Raw genomic sequence first — 19,173 nt, 5'->3', positions numbered from 1 at the left:
GCTAAAGTGCCTCGACGATCGTCACATTGGCGATGCCGCCGCCTTCGCACATCGTCTGCAGGCCATAGCGCTTGCCGCGAGCACGCAGCGCATGGACCAATGTCGCCATCAGCTTGGTCCCGCTGGCACCGAGCGGGTGGCCAAGCGCGATCGCACCGCCGTTGACATTGAGCCGCTCCGGATCGGCATCGATTTCCTTGAGCCATGCCAGCGGCACCGGAGCGAAGGCCTCGTTCACCTCGTAAAGGTCGATCTCGTCGAGCTTCCGCCCCGATCGCTCCAGCGCGCGGCGAGTTGCGGGGATCGGCTCCTGAAGCATGATGACCGGGTCGCCGGCGGTGACCGTGAGATTGTCGATCCGGGCAATCGGCGTCAGCCCATGATCCTTGAGCGCCCGCTCGCTGACGACCAGCACGCCCGACGCCCCGTCGCAGACCTGGCTGGCGTTGCCGGCCGTGATCATTCCATCGGGCGCGATCGTCTTCAATTCAGCGAGGCCTGCCAGGCTGGCATCGGCGCGAATGCCTTCATCGCGGTCGTGGTGGCAAGGGCCGCCCTCCTTGTCGAGGCCGTCGAGGGTGACGATCTCGCGCTTGAAGGCCCCGTTGTCGGCGGCGGCCGCCGCCTTGCGATGACTGTCCAGCGCGAACTGATCCAACTCTTCGCGGACGAAGCCATAGATTTGCGCCATCATCTCGGCGCCGGTGAACTGGCTGAACTGGTCGACGCCATAGCGCCCCTTGATCGATTGCGGCCACGGACCGATTCCGATCCCCGCCTGCATCGGCAGGATAACCGGCGTCCCCATTGGGACGCGCGTCATGCTCTCGACCCCGGCTGCAATCACCACGTCCTGCGTTCCGCTCATCACCGCCTGCGCGGCGAAGTGCAGCGCTTGCTGGGAGCTACCGCACTGCCGGTCGATACTGACGGCGGGGACGCTGTCGGGTAGATCGGAGGCCATGACCATGTTGCGGCCAATGTGGAAACTCTGTTCACCGACCTGGCTGACGCAGCCTGCGATAACATCTTCTACGGCTGCCGGGTCGATGCCGCTTCGGCCGACCAGGGCATCCAGCACCGCGGCTCCCAAGTCCGCCGGATGCCACTCCCGAAGCGCGCCGCCACGGCGACCGCCCGCTGTTCGCAATGCTTCGACGATATAGGCTTCTGCCATAATTTCCCCCAAATGCTCGCGGGCTATTCGGTCGACCAGGCCAGTATGAACCGGCCCTCGCACATCAACGTCCTCGCGGCGCCCGCGTCAATCAGGGCGCACTCCCCGGGTTTCACAATTCCGACCGGACAGTCGATCGGAAGCAGCTGCACGTCGCGCATCCGCGCAGGAAGCTCAGGTGGCTCCTTGACGCACCAGGCGACGCCGAAATGCGGCCCGTCGACCAGCAGCTTGCTGGCCTCTCCGACATTGGTGTCGAGGTCGTTGTGATGCGGGCGCGCCTCGACGACATCGGCGGCTTCGTCGAGGTGCAGGTCGCGCGGCCTTCCATAGTCGTAAAGCCGGTAGGTGAGATCGACTGCCTGCTGGATTTCGAGAACCGTGAGGCCCGGGCCCAGCGCATGGATCGTACCTGCCGGATTATAGATGAAGTCGCCCTTCTGCGGCCGTTTCCAATCCATCAGCTCGACGATCGAGCCGTCCTTTGCTGCACGCATAAGATCCTGTGGGTCGACATCTCGTACCGTCCCGATTCCGAGCTCCGCATCATCAGCAGCATCAAGAACGACCCAGCACTCGTCCTTGCCACGCGGATAACCCCGCTCCCTCGCGGTCGCGTCATTGGGATGGACCTGGATCGATAGCCGCTCGGTCGTGAACAGATATTTTGCCATGACGTCGAGGTCATGTCCGGATGGCGGCTCGAACCAGATCTCGCCGACCTGGCGATCGGGCTCGACCCCGAACCGCGAGTCGATCCCGCGCCGGCCCCAGGGCTTATCGACAATCTTCGTCGCGAGCTTTTCCAAGGCGCCTCTCAATCCAGGGCCTGAACCAGTTCCTTCAATGGCAGGAACGCGAAGCCGATCGAACTGTCCGAAATTCCGTAAGGCATGAACAGCTGGTCACCGACGCGCATGCCGCCACAGGTGTAAACGACATTGGGCACATAACCGTTGCGATCGTCATTCTCCGCCTGGAGGATCGGATAGCGCGTGCGCCCAAGTATCTTCGACGGATCCTGGCGATCGAGCAGCACCGCCCCGAGCGCATATTGCCGCATTGCGCCAACGCCATGGGTCAACACCAGCCAGCCTTCGTCAATCAGGATCGGTGCTCCGCAATTGCCGATCTGGATGAATTCCCAGGCGAACTTGGGAGCCATGAGCAGGCTTCCGCCGTGCCAGTGGGTAACATCGTCGGAATCGAGCAGATACATGTTCTGCCCGTCCTGGCGGCCGATCATCATGAAGCGGCCGCCGATCTTCTCGGGGAACAGCGCAAGCCCCTTGTTGCGCGTTGCGTCGCCCGTCATCGGCATCAGCTCGGCGGCGCGGAAATCGCGCGTTCGAAGTAGCTCGGACCGGATCTCGCGGCCGGAAAAGGCCGTATAGGTACCGAGATATTCGGTGCTTCCGTCCTCGTGGGTGAAATAGGTGAGGCGAAGATCCTCAAGGCCGTTGGACTGGGCCGGGGTCACCGGGAAAATGACGGTACCGGAAAGATTGGAATCCTCGCTTCGGTACACGGTGACCGCGCAGTCGCCGCACAGCCTGTCCAGCTCGGGCGCGTCGGCGGCAACGGCGAATGGCGGTTCTGGAGCAAGCTCAAGCCCGCCATTGTCGGAAACGAGGCCCTCGCGAAAAGCAATCGAACTGATGTGCCCTTCACCGACCGCCCGGAGCGACATCAGGAAACGGACGGTGTGGCGATCCAGCCCGCTTTGATCGGGGTGCGGGACAACGCTGGGGTTCATCAGCGCCGCAGCCGCATAGCTATATTCCTGGCAGAAATAGGCGCCGATCAGCTGTTGCCGCTTCTCGCCGATGCCTGTCAGGGAAAGGTTCAGCAATCCGGAAACCTCCCGGAAGCGTTTGAGGAAGACCTTCCTGGTCTGCCAATGCCGCTGCTCGAAATTCTGCATCACATGCTGCAACTGCCGGCCGATCTCCTGGTCGCTGAGCGTCAGCACCTGGTCCACCAGCCGGCGAGCGCGCCCGGGGTCGGATTTCGATCCCTGCCACGCCAGGTGGAAAGGACGAACCACGACTCGAGACGGGTCCGCCTTGAGCCTTAACGGGTGAAGTTCAGACTGGAGCATCGACCTTGTCAGCTTGCGGCGAGGGACCTCGCTTCTGCGTCGCTGGGGCGCTCCTGTCCAGACGCTTTGCCGTCCCGAAAGATTTCCCGAACGGACTGCGCGGCGAGATGCAGCGACAGGATGGATTCAGCCCCTTGGTTGCGATTGATCCCCGTGGCCATGAGCCCGTCGAAGCAGCTTCCGTCGGACGCATTTGCCATCGGCATGGCGGCATCATTGCTACCAAAGAACCAGGCGAACGCATCCTGCGCCATCTGGCGCCATTTGGAGTCGCCGGTGACCTGGAACGCTGCGGCCGCCGCATCTACTGTCGCCGTGGCCTCCAGCGGTTGCTGGTCGAACGCTAGCGGAGCTGCATAGGGCCGTCCAAAACTCTTGCAGCCGACAGGTCGGAACATTCCCCGGGGGCTGGATTGCCGGGCACGCAGCCATTCCAGCGTGGCGAGGCCAAGTTGCACCATCGATCGATCGTCCAGCGCCTGGCCGGCGCGAATGAGCGCTTCCGGCAGGCGGGCATTGTCATAGGCCAGCGACGGTTCGAACCAGTTCCAATCGTCGCGCGCATATTGACTGTGCGATTCCAGAAGATGCTCCGCAGCAGCCCGAAGGAGCGAGCGCGCGACCTCGTGATTCCCGCGCCTCGACAAGCGCTCGTAGCCGCCCAAAGCAGCGAATGCCCGCGCCCTCAACGCGGTGAAATCGGCCGCGATCGGCGCGGTTTCGTCGAACAGTCTGGAGGACCATTCACGAAGGCCCGGCCATGGCGATCGCGTTGCGGTCATTCCAAGCGCCCAGATCGTTCGGCCGTTGCTGTCCTCGGACCCGCAGTCCTCAAGCCAGCGGCGATCATAGGCCATGAAGTTGCGGAACCGTCCTTCGGCCGGGTTCCAGCCATGCTGGATGAAGGCGGCATAGGTTGAGGCAAGCTCGGCGGCCCGGCGATCGTCGCCGCGCCGAACCATCGTCATCAGCGCCCTGGCATTGTCATCTATGCAGTAGCCATGATTGCGATCCGGTACCCGATAAACGGCATGCTGGATCATTCCGACGGCATCGGACATCCGCTCGATCGCGTCGAGCGGGAGCGTCGATGGATGCGGCGCTGGCGAATGACTTGCGACCAGTCTTGGTCTTGTCGGAAGCTGTGCTAGCGACTGCTCAACGACATTTGGCCACAGCATGGCCCGGCCGTCCTCATAGGCTGCTCGCCCAATCCTCGACCGCAACGCATCGTCGTTCAGCAGGTCAAGGGCTGCGCAGGCCAAAGCCGATGAATCGGTCGGCGGCACCAATATTCCCTGACCATCGCCCAAAATTTCGCGGGCGTGGACGTAAGGCGTGGCAATGATCGGCTTTCCGACGGCGAACGCATAGCTGAGCGTGCCCGATGTCACCTGCTCCATGTTGAGATAAGGGGTCACGTAGATGTCGGCTGCCTGAAGCATGTCGAGCAACTCTTCCTGCTCGACGAAGCGATCGAGGAACCGGACATGCTCCTCCACGCCCAGCTCACGGGCGAGGTCCATGAGCATTCGCCGATGCCGCTCGCCTTGATTGCGGACGAGGTTCGGGTGCGTTGCGCCGACCACCTCATAAAGGGCCTCGGGATGCTCGCTGACGATTGCGGGCATTGCCTCGATCATATGGCGGATGCCTTTGCTTGGCGCGAGCAGCCCAAACGTCATCAGCACCTTGCGGCCGGCCCACCCGAACTTGGCCTTGAGGCAGTCCGGATCGCACAGCGGCCGGTCCGGGACGCCATGTGGAATGATGCGCAGCCGCTCGGCCGAAACCCCATAGCGCCGCTTCAGTATCTCGGCGCCCGTCGACGACATCACGATCACGCGGTCGGCCCGGGCAACCAGTCGTTTCAGGACGACTTCCTGGCCATCGTCCGGCTCCTCCAGGACGGTATGGAGCGTCAGGATGAGCGGCAGGTCGGTCGCGCCAACCAGTTCCAGGATATGGGAGCCGGCCGTTCCGCCGAAAATTCCGAACTCATGCTGCAACCAGATCGCATCGGCGCCGCTCGCTTCAATGCGTTCGGCAGTACCTTGATAATCATCGATATTTTCCGCGTCGATGGTGCGGATCGAGCCCGAGTAGAAGACGCCCGTTGAGTCATCCATCGCGTAATGATCGACCGTCATGTCGGGATAAAGATCTCGCAGCGCATCCGCGACATGGCTCGTATAGGTCGCCAATCCGCATTTGCGCGGCAACGCATTGCCGATCAACGCCAGCCGCCCGAACGGAGCGGCACGGCGCCGCTCGCCACGGCCGCCCTGGTCGGAATCCGGAAGAATGTCGAAATCAAACATCACGCCTCGACTTCCAAAAGCTGGAAAGGGATGCGCGACCGAAACGTCGGCCCCCCACATCCTAACGAATTGAACCGCGCCGAGTTTCCAAGCTTTTGTTAGCATATGCACAAATATTTGCGCGATGCAGCATCAGGCGGGCTTGCCGTACTGTTCTGCTGATGGTTTGGGGTTCACCATGGATCGGTCGTTTTTTGCTGAGCTTTCTGCTGTCGCCCGGGCCGCAGTCGCTACAGAGCTTGAGCGCGGACTGGTCGCTGACAATAAGTCGTCGGCTGGTTTCGACCCGGTAACCGAGGCCGATCGTGCGGCGGAACGTGGCCTGCGCGCGCTGATCGAACAGCATTATCCGCAGCACGGGATTTGGGGTGAGGAATATGGGATGTCGCGCCCGGACGCGCCGATCCGATGGAGCCTTGACCCGGTCGACGGGACGCGGGCCCTAGTTTGCGGATTGCCTAGCTGGGCAGTGCTTGTCGGCCTGTTGGAAGACGGACACCACATTGCCGGCATGATTGACCTTCCGGCGCTTGACGAATGCCTGGTCGCTGTTGGTGGAGGGACCCTTCGGAACGGCCGGACGGCCAGGTCGAGCGGGTGCGACCGGCTCGCCGAGGCGCGCCTTTCCACCACGGATCCAAATCTCTTCATCGGTCACGAGTTCGAAGCGTTCGAACGGGTGAGGACCCAGTGCCGGCTGACCCGTTTCGGGCTGGACGCGATGGCCTATGCGCGGATCGCGACGGGGGACCTCGACCTGGTTGTCGAAAATGGTCTGAAGCCGCACGATTATGACGCGCTCGTTGCCGTGGTGCGCGGGGCAGGCGGACATATCGGCGATTGGGTTGGTGGGGACGATTTCTCGGGTGGCCGGATCGTCGCCGCGGCGAGCCGCTCCCTCTACGATCAAGCCGTCGAACAGCTCAACGCCTAGGCTGCGATTTCCGCCGGTGCGATGCGGTCGACGCTCGGAAGTTTGCCGGCAAGCGCCAGGTCGAACTGCTCCCTGTCCAGCGCTCCTTCCCAGCGGGTGACAACCACCGTCGCAACCGCATTTCCGATGAAGTTGGTGAGGCTCCGGCATTCGCTCATGAACCGGTCGATGCCGAGGATCAGCGCCATGCCGGCGACCGGGACCGATGGCACGATGGAGAGCGTCGCCGCGAGGGTGATGAAGCCGGCACCGGTAATTCCCGCCGCGCCCTTGGATGACAGCATCGCGACTCCAAGGAGCAACAGCTGCTCACCCAGGCTAAGGTCGATCCCGACTGCCTGGGCAATGAACAGGGCGGCCAGGGTCATGTAGATGTTGGTGCCGTCCAGATTGAAGGAGTAGCCGGTCGGTACCACCAGGCCGACAATCGACTTGGGGCATCCGGCGCGTTCCAGCTTCTCGATCAGGGATGGAAGCGCACTTTCGCTCGACGAGGTGCCGAGTACGAGCAGCAGTTCGGCCTTCAGATAGGCGATTAGTTTGAAGATCGAAAAGCCCGCGAGACGGGCGACCGCGCCGAGCACGACCAGGACGAATAGCAATGATGTTGCGTAGAATGTTGCGACCAAGGCGGCGAGGTTGGCGAGACTACCGACGCCATATTTGCCGATAGTGAAGGCCATGGCCCCGAACGCTCCGATCGGCGCCACGGCCATGATGATCGCGACGAGCCGGAACATGACCACCGACAGCTGGTTGAGAAGGTCCAGCACCTTCTCTCCCTTGTCGCCGACAAGTGCGAGAGCGACCCCGAACAGGATCGAAACCAGCAGCGCCTGAAGGATATGGCCGGCGGTCAGCGCGGACAAGAACGTGTCCGGGATCGTCTCCAGCAGGAAGCCGGATATGGTCGATTCATGCGCCTTGCTGGCGTAATCGCGGATCTTGGACGGATCGAGCGTTGCAGGGTCGATATTGAGGCCGTCGCCGGGCTGCACGACGTTGGCGACGATGAGGCCGATGATCAGCGCAAGCGTCGAAAAGAAGAGGAAGTAAGCGAAGGCCTTCAGCGCAACGCGGCCGACGCGTCGCAGGTCGCGCATTCCGGCGATGCCCGTGACGATCGTCAGGAAAATCACCGGAGCGATGATCATGCGTACGAGCTTGATGAACCCGTCGCCGAGCGGCTTCAGCGCTTCCCCGGTGGCCGGCCAGAAATGGCCGATCATGATTCCGAGCAGAATGGCAATCAGGACCTGGACGTAGAGGTGGCGATACCAGGGCCTTGCGGCCGGCAGCACTGCTCCCTGATCGAACTGGATCGCCATCGTTCCTCTCCCCAGGCAAGAAAAGCGATCATCCCATGCTTTGGCAAGCGGCCATGAATGGGCTAGGGCGCAGCGCAATGAGTGCGACGCTCGTATCGAACCTGGGGTGGTATCCGGCAAGCTGGCGCCGATTCCCGGCCAACCAGATGCCCAGCTATGGCGAGCCCGAGCAGCTCAAATCGGTCGAGGCGAGACTGGAAGCCGCGGCGCCTGTCATCGCATTTCAGGATGCGCAGCGCCTGCGGCAGGCAATGGCGGGTCTCGCCGAAGGACGCGGGTTTCTCCTCCAGGGCGGCGATTGCGCCGAGAGTTTCGACGACCCCGTCGCGGAGCAGGTCTCCGGTATCGTTGGCCTGTTCGAGGAGATGGCGGCCAAGATCCGACCTGCCGTCAATGGGCCGCTGATCGAAGTTGCACGAATCGCCGGCCAGTTCGCCAAGCCCAGAAGTGCACAGACCGAAACGCATGAGGGCGAGACGCTTCCTGCTTATCGGGGCGATATCGTCAACGGGACATCGTTCGATGCGCTGAGCCGCCGCGCCGACCCGCAAAGAATGATCCGCGCCCACATGCAGTCGGTTGGAACGGCGGCCAGCCTGGCTGCAGCGCGCGGTTCCGATCCACCGATCTTTACCAGCCATGAGGCATTGCTGCTGCCCTATGAGGAACCACTGACCCGCCGCGATCCGGCCGGTCGGTGGTGGGCGACCTCGGGTCACATGCTTTGGCTGGGCGACCGGACTCGTCAGGTCGATGGGGCGCATGTCGAATATCTTCGCGGCATCGAGAATGTCGTCGGAGTCAAATGTGGCCCATCGCTCCAGCCCGAGGAGCTTTGCCGCCTGATCGACAGATTGGATCCCGTGGGAAGTCCTGGAAAGCTCGTGCTGATCGGCCGCTTCGGGGCCAAGAAGATTCGGCAGCTGCTGCCGCCTTTGATGCGCGCCGCGAAGGACAGGCCGGTCGTTTGGACGATCGACCCGATGCACGGCAACACCAGCATGACGGGCAAGCGCAAGGTGCGCCGCTTGCCTGACATATTGGCCGAGATCGACGCCTTCTTCGCAATCGCGCAGGCGGAGGGCGTGCATGGTGGCGGCGTTCACCTGGAAATGAGCGCGCTGGATGTGACCGAATGCATCGGCGGACGCGGTCCCGCATCGATCGCGGAGCTCGACAAGAATTGGCTGACGGCTTGCGACCCGCGCCTCAACCGCGCGCAGGCGATCGACCTCGCCGCCCATATCGCGGCGCTGATGGCGTGAAGCTTACCGCAAGGCCCGGCGGCCCGCTGATAGGCGAGGCGGCGATCCCGGGTGACAAAAGCAGTTCCCATCGCGCGCTGATCCTGGGCGCTATGGCGACGGGCGAGACGCGGATCATCGGGCTATTGGAAAGCGAAGATGTGCTCTCGACCGTTCGCGCGATCGAAGCATTTGGTGTTCCTGTCGAGCGATCGGACGACGCCTGGATCGTGCATGGACAATCATGGCAATCCCCGGAAGGGCCAGTCGATTGCGGCAATAGCGGCACGACCGCGCGCCTCCTGATGGGCGCAGTAGCCGGAATGCCGGACGTCCGTGCGACCTTTACGGGCGATGCCTCATTGTCGGCGCGGCCGATGAAGCGGGTTGCAGGGCCGCTGGCGCGGATGGGCGCGACAATCGACGGCGGAGAATATCTTCCAATTACCGTCGCCGGCGGCCGGCTGGGTGGCATCGAGTATCGCAATGTACCCGCATCGGCCCAGGTAAAATCGGCAATCCTGCTCGCCGGTCTTGGAACAAGTGCGTCCGTCAGTGTCGTCGAGCCATGGCCGAGCCGCGACCATACGGAGATCATGTTCGCCCGGTTTGGCTGCCCGGTTTCGGTCGACGACACGCCCGACGGCTGGGTTATTTCGTTGGGCGAGAAGCGAAAGCTCAGCGGATGCGGGTTGGCAATCGGCGCTGATCCGTCGGCAGCAGCCTTCCCGCTAGTCGCCGCTTCGATCACGCCGGGCTCGGACGTGCTGGTACGGGGGATGCTGGTCAATCCGCTTCGCACCGGGCTGTACGAAACGCTTGAGGCAATGGGCGCGGATATTGAGCTTTCGAACGAGCGCATCCAGTCCGGCGAGATCCTCGCCGATGTGCGCGTCCGTGGGGCAAGGCTTGCACCCTGTCATGTCGGTGCGGAGCGGATCCCAGCGATGATCGACGAGATCCCCGCGCTCGCGATTGCCTGTGCCTTTGCCGATAGCGAAAGCGTGATCGAGGGACTGAGCGAACTGCGCATCAAGGAAAGCGATCGGCTCGGCTCAATTGTTGCCGGACTGGCCGCTTGCGGCGTTACCGCGATCCCTGACGGCGACAGTTTGCGTATCTTCGGCAAGGGGAGTGTGCGCGGCGGGGCAGCTATTTCCACGCAGGGCGACCACCGTGTCGCGATGGCGTTCTTGTCGCTGGGTGTGGCATCCCAGCAGCCAGTCGAGGTTGACGAGGCCGAAATGATCGGCACCAGTTTCCCGGGCTTTGTCGAGGTGATGAAGTCGATCGGAGCCGATATCGGATGAGCATCAACAGCTTCGGTCATATGTTGCGGCTGACAACCTGGGGCGAGAGCCACGGGCCCGCAATCGGATGCGTGGTCGACGGCTGCCCGCCGGGGCTGGAGCTCGACGAGCCTTGGGTACAACGCTTTCTCGATGCCAGGCGGCCGGGGACGTCGAAGAATGTCTCGCCGCGGCAGGAGCCGGATCGGGTCAGGATCTTGTCCGGCACCTATGAGGGCCGGACGACCGGGACGCCGATCGCGATGATGATCGACAATGTCGACGCGCGATCCGCCGACTATTCCAACCTGCCTCCAAGACCTGGCCATGCCGACGCTGCCTACGACGCCAAATATGGCTTTCGCGATCCGCGCGGCGGCGGTCGGGCGTCTGCCCGAGAAACCGCGATGCGGGTAGCCGGCGGGGCGGTGGCGAGGCTGGTGATCCCGGAGGTGAACATCGCGGCCGCCGTGGTCGAGATTGGCGGCGAGCAGGACGAGAGCCGCTGGGAAGAGATGCTCGACGAGGCTCGATCCGGCAGCGACAGCTTAGGTGCGATCATCGAATGCGTTGCGACCGGCGTTCCGATCGGATGGGGCGCGCCCATTTATGCCAAGCTGGATGCGGAACTTGCAGCAGCCTGCATGGGGATTAACGCCGTCAAAGGTGTCGAGATCGGCGAAGGCTTCGCCGCTGGTCGCGCTCGCGGCAGCGAGAGCATGGAGGCCAAAAAGGCCAGCGGCATCGATGGCGGCATCTCTACCGGCAAGGCGATCGTCGTTCGCGTGGCTTTCAAGCCGACGTCGAGCATCGGCATCGGCGGCCGTCACGATCCTTGCGTCGGAATTCGTGGTGCGCCGGTAGTCGAAGCAATGGTCGCGCTCGTGCTGGCCGATCACAAGCTGCTGCACAGGGGGCAATGCGGCTAGCTAGTGGCATTTGAACCGGTCGAACGGTTCCAGACAATCCTTGCAGCGCCATTGGGCTTTGCAGGGCGTTGAGCCGAAGCGGCTTACTTCTTCCGTGTCGGTTGAGCCGCATTGCGGGCAGGTAGCCGCCTTGGTTAGTTCGGGCGGGGCGATGCCATATTCGCGCAGCCGTTCCTTGCCTTCGTCGCTGATCCAATCGGTGGTCCAGGGCGGCGTCAGCACGGTTTCGATTGCGACATTGCGATAGCCGTTGGCATCGAGCGCTTCGCGGACCGTTCGTTCGATCACATCGGTCGCCGGGCAACCCGAATAGGTCGGCGTGATCGTCACTTTGTCGGGGCGAACGTCGCGAACGATGCCGAGATCCATCACCGACACGACCGGGATTTCCGGATCCATCACCGTCTCCAGGACGGCGCGGATGCCCGCCTCGCTCACACGCGCTCCAGCGCCAGCGCGATGCCCTGGCCGACGCCAATGCACATGGTGGCCAGCGCGTAGCGGCCGCCGCTGCGTTGCAATTCCTCGGTAGCGGTCATCGCCAGCCGGGCGCCTGACATGCCGAGTGGATGGCCGAGCGCTATCGCGCCGCCGTTAGGATTCACATGGGCGGCGTCGTCGGGAAGTCCAAGCTGGCGCATCACAGCAAGGCCCTGGGCAGCGAAGGCCTCGTTCAGTTCGACGACGTCCAGGTCGCTCACTTGCAAGCTCAACCGCTCAAGCAGCTTGTTCGTCGCCGGCGCGGGGCCGATCCCCATGATCCGGGGAGGAACGCCAGCGACCGCGCCACCTAGAACCTTGGCTCGCGGGGTAAGGCCATATTTTTCGACCGCTGCTTGCGAGGCGACGATCAGTGCCGCAGCGCCGTCGTTGACGCCGCTGGCATTGCCGGCGGTGATGGAGCCGTCCTCGCGAACGATGGGCTTCAATTTGGCGAGCGCTTCGGCGCTGGTTTCGCGCGGATGCTCGTCGTGGTCGACGATGATGGGATCGCCCTTCCGCTGCGGGATGGTGACGGGGACGATTTCGGCGGCGAGGCGGCCATTGGCCTGGGCGGCGGCGGCGCGCCGCTGGCTCTCCGCAGCGAACCGGTCCTGGTCTTCGCGGCTGACCTGGAATTCCTCGGCCACATTTTCGGCGGTCTCCGGCATGGAATCGATGCCGAACTCCGCCTTCAGCTTCTTGTTGACGAAGCGCCAGCCGATGGTGGTGTCGTAGATGGCATTGGCCCTGCTGAACGGCCCTTCCGCCTTGGGCATTACGAACGGCGCTCGGGTCATGCTTTCGACGCCGCCGGCGACGATCAGGTCGGCTTCGCCGGCCTTGATCGCTCGGGCTGCCATTGCCACCGCGTCCAAGCCAGAGCCGCAAAGGCGGTTGATCGTGGTGCCTGGCGCGGTGGTGCCAAGGCCAGCCAATAGCGCGGCCATGCGCGCGACATTGCGATTATCTTCGCCCGCCTGGTTGGCGCAGCCGAGGATGATGTCGTCTAGCGCCGACCAGTCGATGCCTTGATTGCGTTCCTTCAGCGCCCTCAGCGGAATGGCCGCAAGGTCGTCGGGCCGCACTTCCTTCAAAGCCCCGGCGTAGCGGCCGATGGGCGTCCGGATGGCGTCGCAGATGTAGGCATCGGTCAATCTTCGTCTCCGGTCTCGATATAGGGACCGCCAAGCGATCTCGAAAATCCCTGGAACTCGGCCACCGGCCTTCCGGCGTCGGTCCGCACGCTGACATTGTAGACGCCTGAGCGGACGACAAGGGCCTGTTCCTGTGCTTCGGCGACAAGCACTTCGCCCAGTTCGGCGCCGTCCAGGAACACCATCGTCGCCTGCGCGCCGACGGTCCTGACGTTGCGGCTGTTGCAGGCATAGGCGAATGCCGTGTCCGCCAGCGCATAGACCATCCCGCCATGCGCCTTCCCATGCCCATTCAGCATGTCGGGGGTGAGCTTCATCCGGATGCGCGAATAGCCTTCTCGGGCTTCCTCGATCTGGATACCCCAGGCCTTTCCGGTGCCTTCATTGGCCAGCATCGCAAAGGCCACGCGCTCGGCCAGAGCGTCGGCAGGATTGTTACTCAGCGTCGATCACTCCGCGGCGGATCTGGTCGAGTTCGATGCTCTCAAACAGCGCCTTGAAATTGCCTTCGCCAAAACCTTCGTTGCCCTTGCGCTGGATGATCTCGAAGAAGATCGGACCGATCACATTCTGGGTGAAGATCTGCAGCAACAAGCCCTGCCCTTCGGTCGGCGCGCCGTCGACGAGGATGCGGCGCTTCTCAAGCTCCGCGGTCGGTTCGCCATGACCCTTCACGCGCTCGTCGACCAGCTCGTAATAGGTATCGGGCGTGTCCTGGAACGGAATGCCGCGGTCGCGGAGCGTATCGACGGTGCGGTAAATGTCGGAGCTGCCGAGCGCGATGTGCTGGATGCCCTCGCCCTTATACTCGCGCAGGAACTCCTCGATCTGGCTCTTGTCGTCCTGGCTCTCGTTGAGTGGGATCCGGATCTTTCCATCGGGCGAGGTCATCGCCTTGGAAAAGAGCCCGGTGACCTTGCCTTCAATGTCGAAGTAGCGGATCTCGCGGAAGTTGAAGAGCCGCTCATAGAATTCCGCCCAGTGGTCCATCCGCCCGCGATTCACATTGTGGGTCAGGTGGTCGAGATAGGTGAGGTTCGAGGCGTGGCTTGCTTCCTTCTGGGCCGCGTCCGGATAGAAATCGAAATCGACATCGTAGATCGTGCCTTTGTCACCGTAACGGTCGACGAGGTAGAGGATCGACCCGCCAATTCCTTCGATTGCGGGAATGTCCATTTCGCCGGGCGCGACATCGTTGTGAACGTCGGTAGCGCCAAGGCTCATCGCGCGGTCGTGGGCATGCTTCGCATCCTTGACCCGGAAAGCCATCGCGCAGGCGCAGGGACCGTGCAGTTCAGCGAATTTCTCCGCAAGGCTGCCCGGCTCGGCATTGATGATGAAGTTGATATCGCCCTGACGGTGCAGCGTGACATTCTTGCGCTTGTGCTTGGCGACGGCCGGGAAGCCCATCTTGGCGAACAGGCTGCGCAGCAGTTCAGGATCCGGCGCTGCATATTCGACGAACTCGAAGCCGTCGGTGCCCATCGGATTCTCAAGGCCCAGCGGGCCGAGCTCGGGGGCAGGGGCTAGGGTGACCATGGCATTTTCTCCAGTCTTCGACCCGCGAATCTTCACCAATGTTCGCACTGACATGGGCGTCCGCTCAAGTCACGTCCCGGCAGTGGGCATTCGTGACCGGGCGAATTGCAGGCGGGCCATATCGCCGCCCCACTAGCCCCGCCTCATCCCGTAGGACAGGAAATTATTGCAGGGAGGTGATAAGGGGCGCCGATGGATATTCCCGATGGATGGGCGCTCGGCGCCGATGGCAAGTCACTCCACAAAAGCTTTCGCTTCAAGGATTTCTCGGAAGCGTTCGGATTCCTGACCCGGGTCGCCATGCATGCCGAGAAGGTGGACCATCATCCTGAGTTCGCAAGTGTCTGGAATCGTGTCGATTTCAGGCTGACGACCCATGATGCTGACGCTTTGACCGATCGGGATGTCATGCTGGCCACGGCAATCAACAAACTCTTGTAATGGCCGTCGTTCCGAAGTTCCGTTTACTTATGATTAATGTACCTTAGGCGGTATCATTTTACCGCGAGGTGATGATTTCGCAGGCGTATCAGCACCTTATCCTTCGATAGCTATTTAATTTCGGTTAACCGGCCTAATTCGCCACGCTCCTTCCCGTTTGTGTAGTGGAGGTTTGTCATGGCATTCATCAACATCGAGGGCACGGGCGTCCTCTACGACGTGTCCGACGTAAATTCCGGCAGCGGCAACTATGATTCCTTCCTTCGTCTGCAGTCGCATGACGATGAAGAAGGTTTCAACACCGACGACCCCCACGAGGCCGACAACAAGGAAGGCGTCTTCACTCACAGCGTTCAGTTCAGTTCGATGCAGATCGTCACCGAAGGCGGCATCGATTATTACGAGTTCAGGCTCGACCTCAACGAAGGCAACGCAGCGGGCGATCCCCCGATCACGCTCGAAGATCTGAGATTCTTCTATTCCGCGGATCCGGCCGATGGAACGGATTTCGACAATGGTTTCGTCGACCTAAACGAGGTCTTCAACCTGGAGGACCCATTGTTGCTGACCGACGTACATACGGGCAGCGGCAGCGACGATTATATCTTCCGGGTCCCCACCTCATTGTTCTTGGACAAAACCGGCTATTTTACACTTTATTCCGAGTTCAGCGGAGCTGATGGCGGATTCGAGGAATGGCGCGTCCTGGCGGACGAGATCGGCAGTGACGGCCTTCCCGCGATCCATTTGGAGAAGACGGCGGACCCGACAAGCTTCGGTGAAGGCGATCCTACGGACGTCACCTTCACATATGTTGTCACCAGCCAGAGTTCGAACACCGATCCGTTGAAGTTGACGTCTTTCATCGACGACAATGCGACGCCGGGCGATACCAGTGACGACATCAATCTGCTGACCGGTGCAAGCGGCACCAATCTCGGTGTCTATTATGTCAGCGGCGATGACAACGGGGATGGACTGCTTCAAAACACCGAGATCTGGACGTTCCGGGTCACGCTCAACGACCTAAATTTCAATGCCGGCACAACGCGGACGAATGTCGCGCAAGTGTTCGCGGAGGACGATGAAGGCAATTCGGTTGACGATGCCGACGATGCCGTTGTCACGGTCAATGATGTCCCGCCGGCGATCACGCTGGTAAAGGACGCAAGTTCGGTCTCGATCCTGGAGGGCCAGCCGACCAACATCACCTATACCTATACGCTGACCAGCCAGAGCGCGACGACAGACCCGCTGACGATCACCGCGCTCGTCGACGACAACGCGACGCCTGGCGACCTTACCGACGATATCGACCTGCTCGAGGGTGTGGATGTTCTGAATCCACTCGGCATTCATTATGTCAGCGGCGATACCGATGGTGACGAGCTGCTCGACAGTACGGAAACCTGGGTCTTCAACTATACCGTCAACGGTGTGACGCTGAACGCCGATGAGACGCGAACGAACGTCGCGGCGGTGACGGCCGAGGACGATGAAGGCAATGAAGTCGGCGATGACGATGATGCGACGGTCACAGGGCAGGATGTCCTTCCGGCTATCAACATCGAAAAGGTCGCGTCGCTGACGGAGGTCCAGGCTGGGGCAACGACGTCGGTGACCTTCACCTACACGTTGACCAATACGAGCCCGTCACCGTTCGATCCGCTGACGCTTGTCACCCTGGTCGATGACAATGGAACGCCAGGCGATACGAGCGACGACGTCAACTTGCTCGACGGCACGCATTTCGTCGGCGGCGACACCGATGGCGATACGCTGCTCGACACGGACGAAACCTGGACCTTCACCTATACGACCGACGTAACCTTGGCTGCCGGAGAGACGCGCACCAACATCGTCAGCGTTACCGGCCATGATGACGAGGATAATCCGGTCAACGACAGTGACGATGCCGCCATCACGGCGTTCAATCTTGGGCGGACGCCTGGATTCTGGTCGAACAACGGGTCGAAGTTGTGGGATGGCGATACCGGCACCTTCCCGAAGGCAGGAGGTCTCGGAATCCTCGGCCCGAACTCGGATCTCATGTACAAGATCCATGACACCGATGGCGACGGCGACGTTGAAAGCGCGCCAGGCGTCAACGGGTATCTGATGATCGGCGACTGGGACAAGGACGGGATCGCAGACCCCACAGAGAATGTCCTCATTATCAGCCGTGACGATGCCCTGTCGTTCCTGGATGCGTCACAGAAGCTGCAGCAGGACGGCCGCTATATGCTGGCCCGCGATGTCATCGCGTCGTGGCTCAACTATCTGGGCGGCTCCTTTGTGGGCGATAGCGACGACCCGAACAGCGCGATGCATTACATCGACGAGGGCGTGGCCTGGTTGATCGAAGCGACAACGGACGAGAATCATCTCCTGACCAAGTCCGATCTGTCCGCCGCGACGAAAGTCGGGACAAACACTGCCGCTTGGAACACCGGCTATGATTTCAACGGAACGCTGGGTGTCCAGCACGATCTCCCGGCGTTCGACGAGCATGACCTGGGGGATGACGTCAATCTCGACATCATCGGAGGCGGCACGATCCACGCGGGCCTCGATCACTACAATAATTTCGGCTTCATTTGATCGGCAGCAAGGCGGCGCCAACTCTTGGCGCCGCCGCCTGCCTAATCCGAGCAGCCATCTTCCGTTCAGAAGCGTTGTGGCCTAAGAGAGCCGCAATGACCGCGAACTTCGCCTTGAACCAAGCTTGCCCGACCGTGCTGCCGGCTGCGGTCCGTTATTATCGAAACGCGGTGGAGACCGGCTGAGGCTTCGCGCGCCCAGCACCGGACCACCGCCCCGCCAAGCCTCGCTTCGGCGGGGTTTTTTATTGCCCGCAAAGGACAAGAAGAATGTTTCGAGAGTTTGAAGTTACCGACCTTCCGGCGACCCAAGATCGATGTGCTGTCGACTGGCATGTCCATCTTGTTCCCCAGAATTGGGATCACTTCACCGCCGACGAGCATGGCGTTTGGGACACATTGTTCGCGCGCCAGGTGCCGTACCTGGGCTCGCGGATCGTGGCGCCATTCCTGGAGGGCATTCCCAAGCTCGGTCTCGACCGGCCGGGCATACCCGATCTCGACCGGCTCAATGAGCGGTTGGAGGCGGTCAGCGGCTGGCGCTGCGTTTCCGTGTCGGGGCTGGTGCCCGACGATGCCTTTTTCGCGATGCTGGCCGACAGACGCTTCCCGATCGGCAATTTCATCCGCTCGGCCGATAGCCTCGACTATCTGGAAGAGCCGGACTGCTTCCACGATATCTTCGGCCATGTGCCGATGCTTGCGCATGAGCCGGTCGCGAGGCTGATGCAGGCCATGGGACGGTTGGGAGTGGCGGCGGTCGCGAACGGGCAGGGGGAAACCATCTCCCGCCTCTACTGGCATACCGTGGAGTTCGGCCTGGCACGCGAAGCCGGTGAGGTGAAGATCCTTGGAGCGGGCCTGGCGTCGAGCTTTGGCGAAGCGCATTTCGCGCTCGAGGCGGATGCCGAGCGGCCGCGCTTTACACTGAAGGATGCGGCGCGCACGGCTTACCGTAGCGACGCCTTCCAGCCGCTGTATTTCGTGTCGGACTCGCTGGATCAGGCAGCCGAGGAGCTGGAAGCGCTCGACCTGGCCCGGCTGCGGGCGCTGGCGGGGTGACATCGATGGGCGCCGCCCGCTATGGCGGCGAAAGCATGACCGACGCGCCCGTCACTCGCGAATATCGCACCGGCTCCGACCCGCGAACGCTTCGCGATGCGCTCGGATGTTTTGCGACCGGCGTGACGGTGGTCACCTGCCTCGACGGCAATGGGCACCCGATTGGCCTTACCGCCAACAGCTTTACCGCGCTCAGCCTAGATCCGCCGTTGCTGCTTGTTTGTGTGTCGAAAGCGGCCGCAAGCGCCAATCCGCTGAGCGAGGCCGAGCATTTCGCGGTCAATGTGCTGCAGACCGAGCAGCAGCCGGCCTCGATCACCTTCTCGACGCGGGTCGAGGACCGGTTCGGCTGCACGCCATGGAGCATGGGCGAACATGGAGTGCCGGTGCTGATGGATTCGCTTTCGGTGTTCGAATGCGCTCGCCATGCCATTCATGAGGGCGGCGATCATTTCATCTTGGTCGGCGAAGTGAAGAAGGCGACGTTCGAGCCGCGGCTCGACCCCCTGCTCTATTTTCGCGGCAGTTACCGGCGACTGCATTTCGACTGAAATCAAAGTCTTAATGTTGG

General features: G+C 62.2%; 17 protein-coding genes. 8 read left to right on the top strand and 9 right to left on the bottom strand.

Translation table 11 applies throughout. The features are described from left to right. Position 1: 1 nt before the first annotated feature. Genes LZ496_RS07290 through LZ496_RS07275 form a run of 4 tightly spaced genes read right to left on the bottom strand, consistent with a single transcriptional unit; the run spans position 2 to position 5,599 of the window. Positions 2–1,177, bottom strand: a complete 1,176-nt coding sequence (locus tag LZ496_RS07290; RefSeq protein WP_249903986.1) for an acetyl-CoA C-acetyltransferase — start codon at positions 1,175–1,177, stop codon at positions 2–4. A 23-nt stretch (positions 1,178–1,200) separates the two neighbouring features. Then, positions 1,201–1,986 carry a class I mannose-6-phosphate isomerase gene (locus LZ496_RS07285; RefSeq protein WP_249903985.1) on the bottom strand — a complete coding sequence of 262 codons (786 nt, stop codon included), beginning with the start codon at positions 1,984–1,986 and terminating at the stop codon, positions 1,201–1,203. A gap of 8 nt (positions 1,987–1,994) precedes the next feature. After that, positions 1,995–3,278 carry a glycoside hydrolase family 130 protein gene (locus LZ496_RS07280; protein ID WP_249903984.1) on the bottom strand — a complete coding sequence of 428 codons (1,284 nt, stop codon included), beginning with the start codon at positions 3,276–3,278 and terminating at the stop codon, positions 1,995–1,997. Between the two features lie 8 nt (positions 3,279–3,286). Further along, complete coding sequence (locus LZ496_RS07275) at positions 3,287–5,599, bottom strand: glycosyltransferase family 4 protein (protein ID WP_249904917.1); 2,313 nt, start codon at positions 5,597–5,599, stop codon at positions 3,287–3,289. Between the two features lie 178 nt (positions 5,600–5,777). On the opposite strand from LZ496_RS07275, the gene LZ496_RS07270 reads away from it, so the two are divergent. After that, entirely contained in the window at positions 5,778–6,533 is a 756-nt protein-coding gene (locus tag LZ496_RS07270; protein WP_249903983.1) for an inositol monophosphatase family protein, read from the top strand. On the opposite strand, the gene LZ496_RS07265 is transcribed toward LZ496_RS07270, so the two are convergent. Further along, positions 6,530–7,861, bottom strand: coding sequence for a dicarboxylate/amino acid:cation symporter (locus LZ496_RS07265; RefSeq protein WP_249903982.1), 1,332 nt, complete (start codon positions 7,859–7,861; stop codon positions 6,530–6,532). The two genes, LZ496_RS07270 and LZ496_RS07265, sit on opposite strands and share 4 nt — an antisense overlap. A 77-nt stretch (positions 7,862–7,938) precedes the next feature. Here LZ496_RS07265 and LZ496_RS07260 point away from each other — a divergent pair, with 77 nt between their 5' ends. From LZ496_RS07260 to LZ496_RS07250, 3 genes are read left to right on the top strand one after another with little or no spacing between them, the layout of a single operon-like run. Continuing rightward, on the top strand, positions 7,939–9,126 hold the full coding sequence (locus LZ496_RS07260) for a 3-deoxy-7-phosphoheptulonate synthase (RefSeq protein WP_249903981.1): 1,188 nt from the start codon (positions 7,939–7,941) through the stop codon (positions 9,124–9,126). Continuing rightward, a complete protein-coding gene (gene aroA / locus LZ496_RS07255; RefSeq protein ID WP_249903980.1) occupies positions 9,123–10,415 on the top strand; it encodes a 3-phosphoshikimate 1-carboxyvinyltransferase in 1,293 nt (430 codons plus the stop codon). Before LZ496_RS07260 ends, aroA begins: the two co-directional genes overlap by 4 nt. Next, positions 10,412–11,323, top strand: coding sequence for a chorismate synthase (locus LZ496_RS07250; RefSeq protein ID WP_249903979.1), 912 nt, complete (start codon positions 10,412–10,414; stop codon positions 11,321–11,323). Before aroA ends, LZ496_RS07250 begins: the two co-directional genes overlap by 4 nt. On the opposite strand, the gene paaD is transcribed toward LZ496_RS07250, so the two are convergent. From paaD to hppD, 4 genes are read right to left on the bottom strand one after another with little or no spacing between them, the layout of a single operon-like run. Then, positions 11,324–11,761, bottom strand: coding sequence for a 1,2-phenylacetyl-CoA epoxidase subunit PaaD (paaD, locus tag LZ496_RS07245; RefSeq protein ID WP_249903978.1), 438 nt, complete (start codon positions 11,759–11,761; stop codon positions 11,324–11,326). It lies immediately after the preceding gene. Further along, entirely contained in the window at positions 11,758–12,960 is a 1,203-nt protein-coding gene (gene pcaF, locus LZ496_RS07240) for a 3-oxoadipyl-CoA thiolase (protein WP_249903977.1), read from the bottom strand. Before pcaF ends, paaD begins: the two co-directional genes overlap by 4 nt. Next, entirely contained in the window at positions 12,957–13,355 is a 399-nt protein-coding gene (gene paaI / locus LZ496_RS07235; protein ID WP_249903976.1) for a hydroxyphenylacetyl-CoA thioesterase PaaI, read from the bottom strand. Before paaI ends, pcaF begins: the two co-directional genes overlap by 4 nt. A 40-nt stretch (positions 13,356–13,395) precedes the next feature. Beyond that, the gene (hppD, locus tag LZ496_RS07230) at positions 13,396–14,499 is read right to left on the bottom strand and encodes a 4-hydroxyphenylpyruvate dioxygenase (protein WP_249903975.1); all 1,104 of its coding nucleotides are present in this window, start codon (positions 14,497–14,499) and stop codon (positions 13,396–13,398) included. A gap of 192 nt (positions 14,500–14,691) precedes the next feature. Here hppD and LZ496_RS07225 point away from each other — a divergent pair, with 192 nt between their 5' ends. The 4 genes from LZ496_RS07225 to LZ496_RS07210 all read left to right on the top strand — a co-directional run bounded on the left by LZ496_RS07225 (position 14,692) and on the right by LZ496_RS07210 (position 19,153). Beyond that, complete coding sequence (locus LZ496_RS07225) at positions 14,692–14,940, top strand: 4a-hydroxytetrahydrobiopterin dehydratase (RefSeq protein ID WP_249903974.1); 249 nt, start codon at positions 14,692–14,694, stop codon at positions 14,938–14,940. A gap of 177 nt (positions 14,941–15,117) precedes the next feature. Further along, positions 15,118–17,541, top strand: coding sequence for a DUF11 domain-containing protein (locus LZ496_RS07220; RefSeq protein ID WP_249903973.1), 2,424 nt, complete (start codon positions 15,118–15,120; stop codon positions 17,539–17,541). A gap of 269 nt (positions 17,542–17,810) precedes the next feature. Further along, on the top strand, positions 17,811–18,602 hold the full coding sequence (locus tag LZ496_RS07215; RefSeq protein ID WP_249903972.1) for a phenylalanine 4-monooxygenase: 792 nt from the start codon (positions 17,811–17,813) through the stop codon (positions 18,600–18,602). A gap of 35 nt (positions 18,603–18,637) precedes the next feature. After that, positions 18,638–19,153 (top strand): flavin reductase family protein, encoded by a 516-nt coding sequence (locus tag LZ496_RS07210; protein WP_249903971.1) that lies wholly within the window; start codon positions 18,638–18,640, stop codon positions 19,151–19,153. The last annotated feature ends 20 nt before the right edge of the window (positions 19,154–19,173 follow it).

This window comes from Sphingomonas caseinilytica (genome assembly GCF_023516455.1).
In the GTDB taxonomy this organism is placed as follows: Bacteria; Pseudomonadota; Alphaproteobacteria; order Sphingomonadales; family Sphingomonadaceae; genus Sphingomicrobium; species Sphingomicrobium caseinilyticum.
The sequence above is the reverse complement of the archived record's forward strand: the minus strand, read 5'-3'. Positions and strand labels throughout refer to the sequence as shown.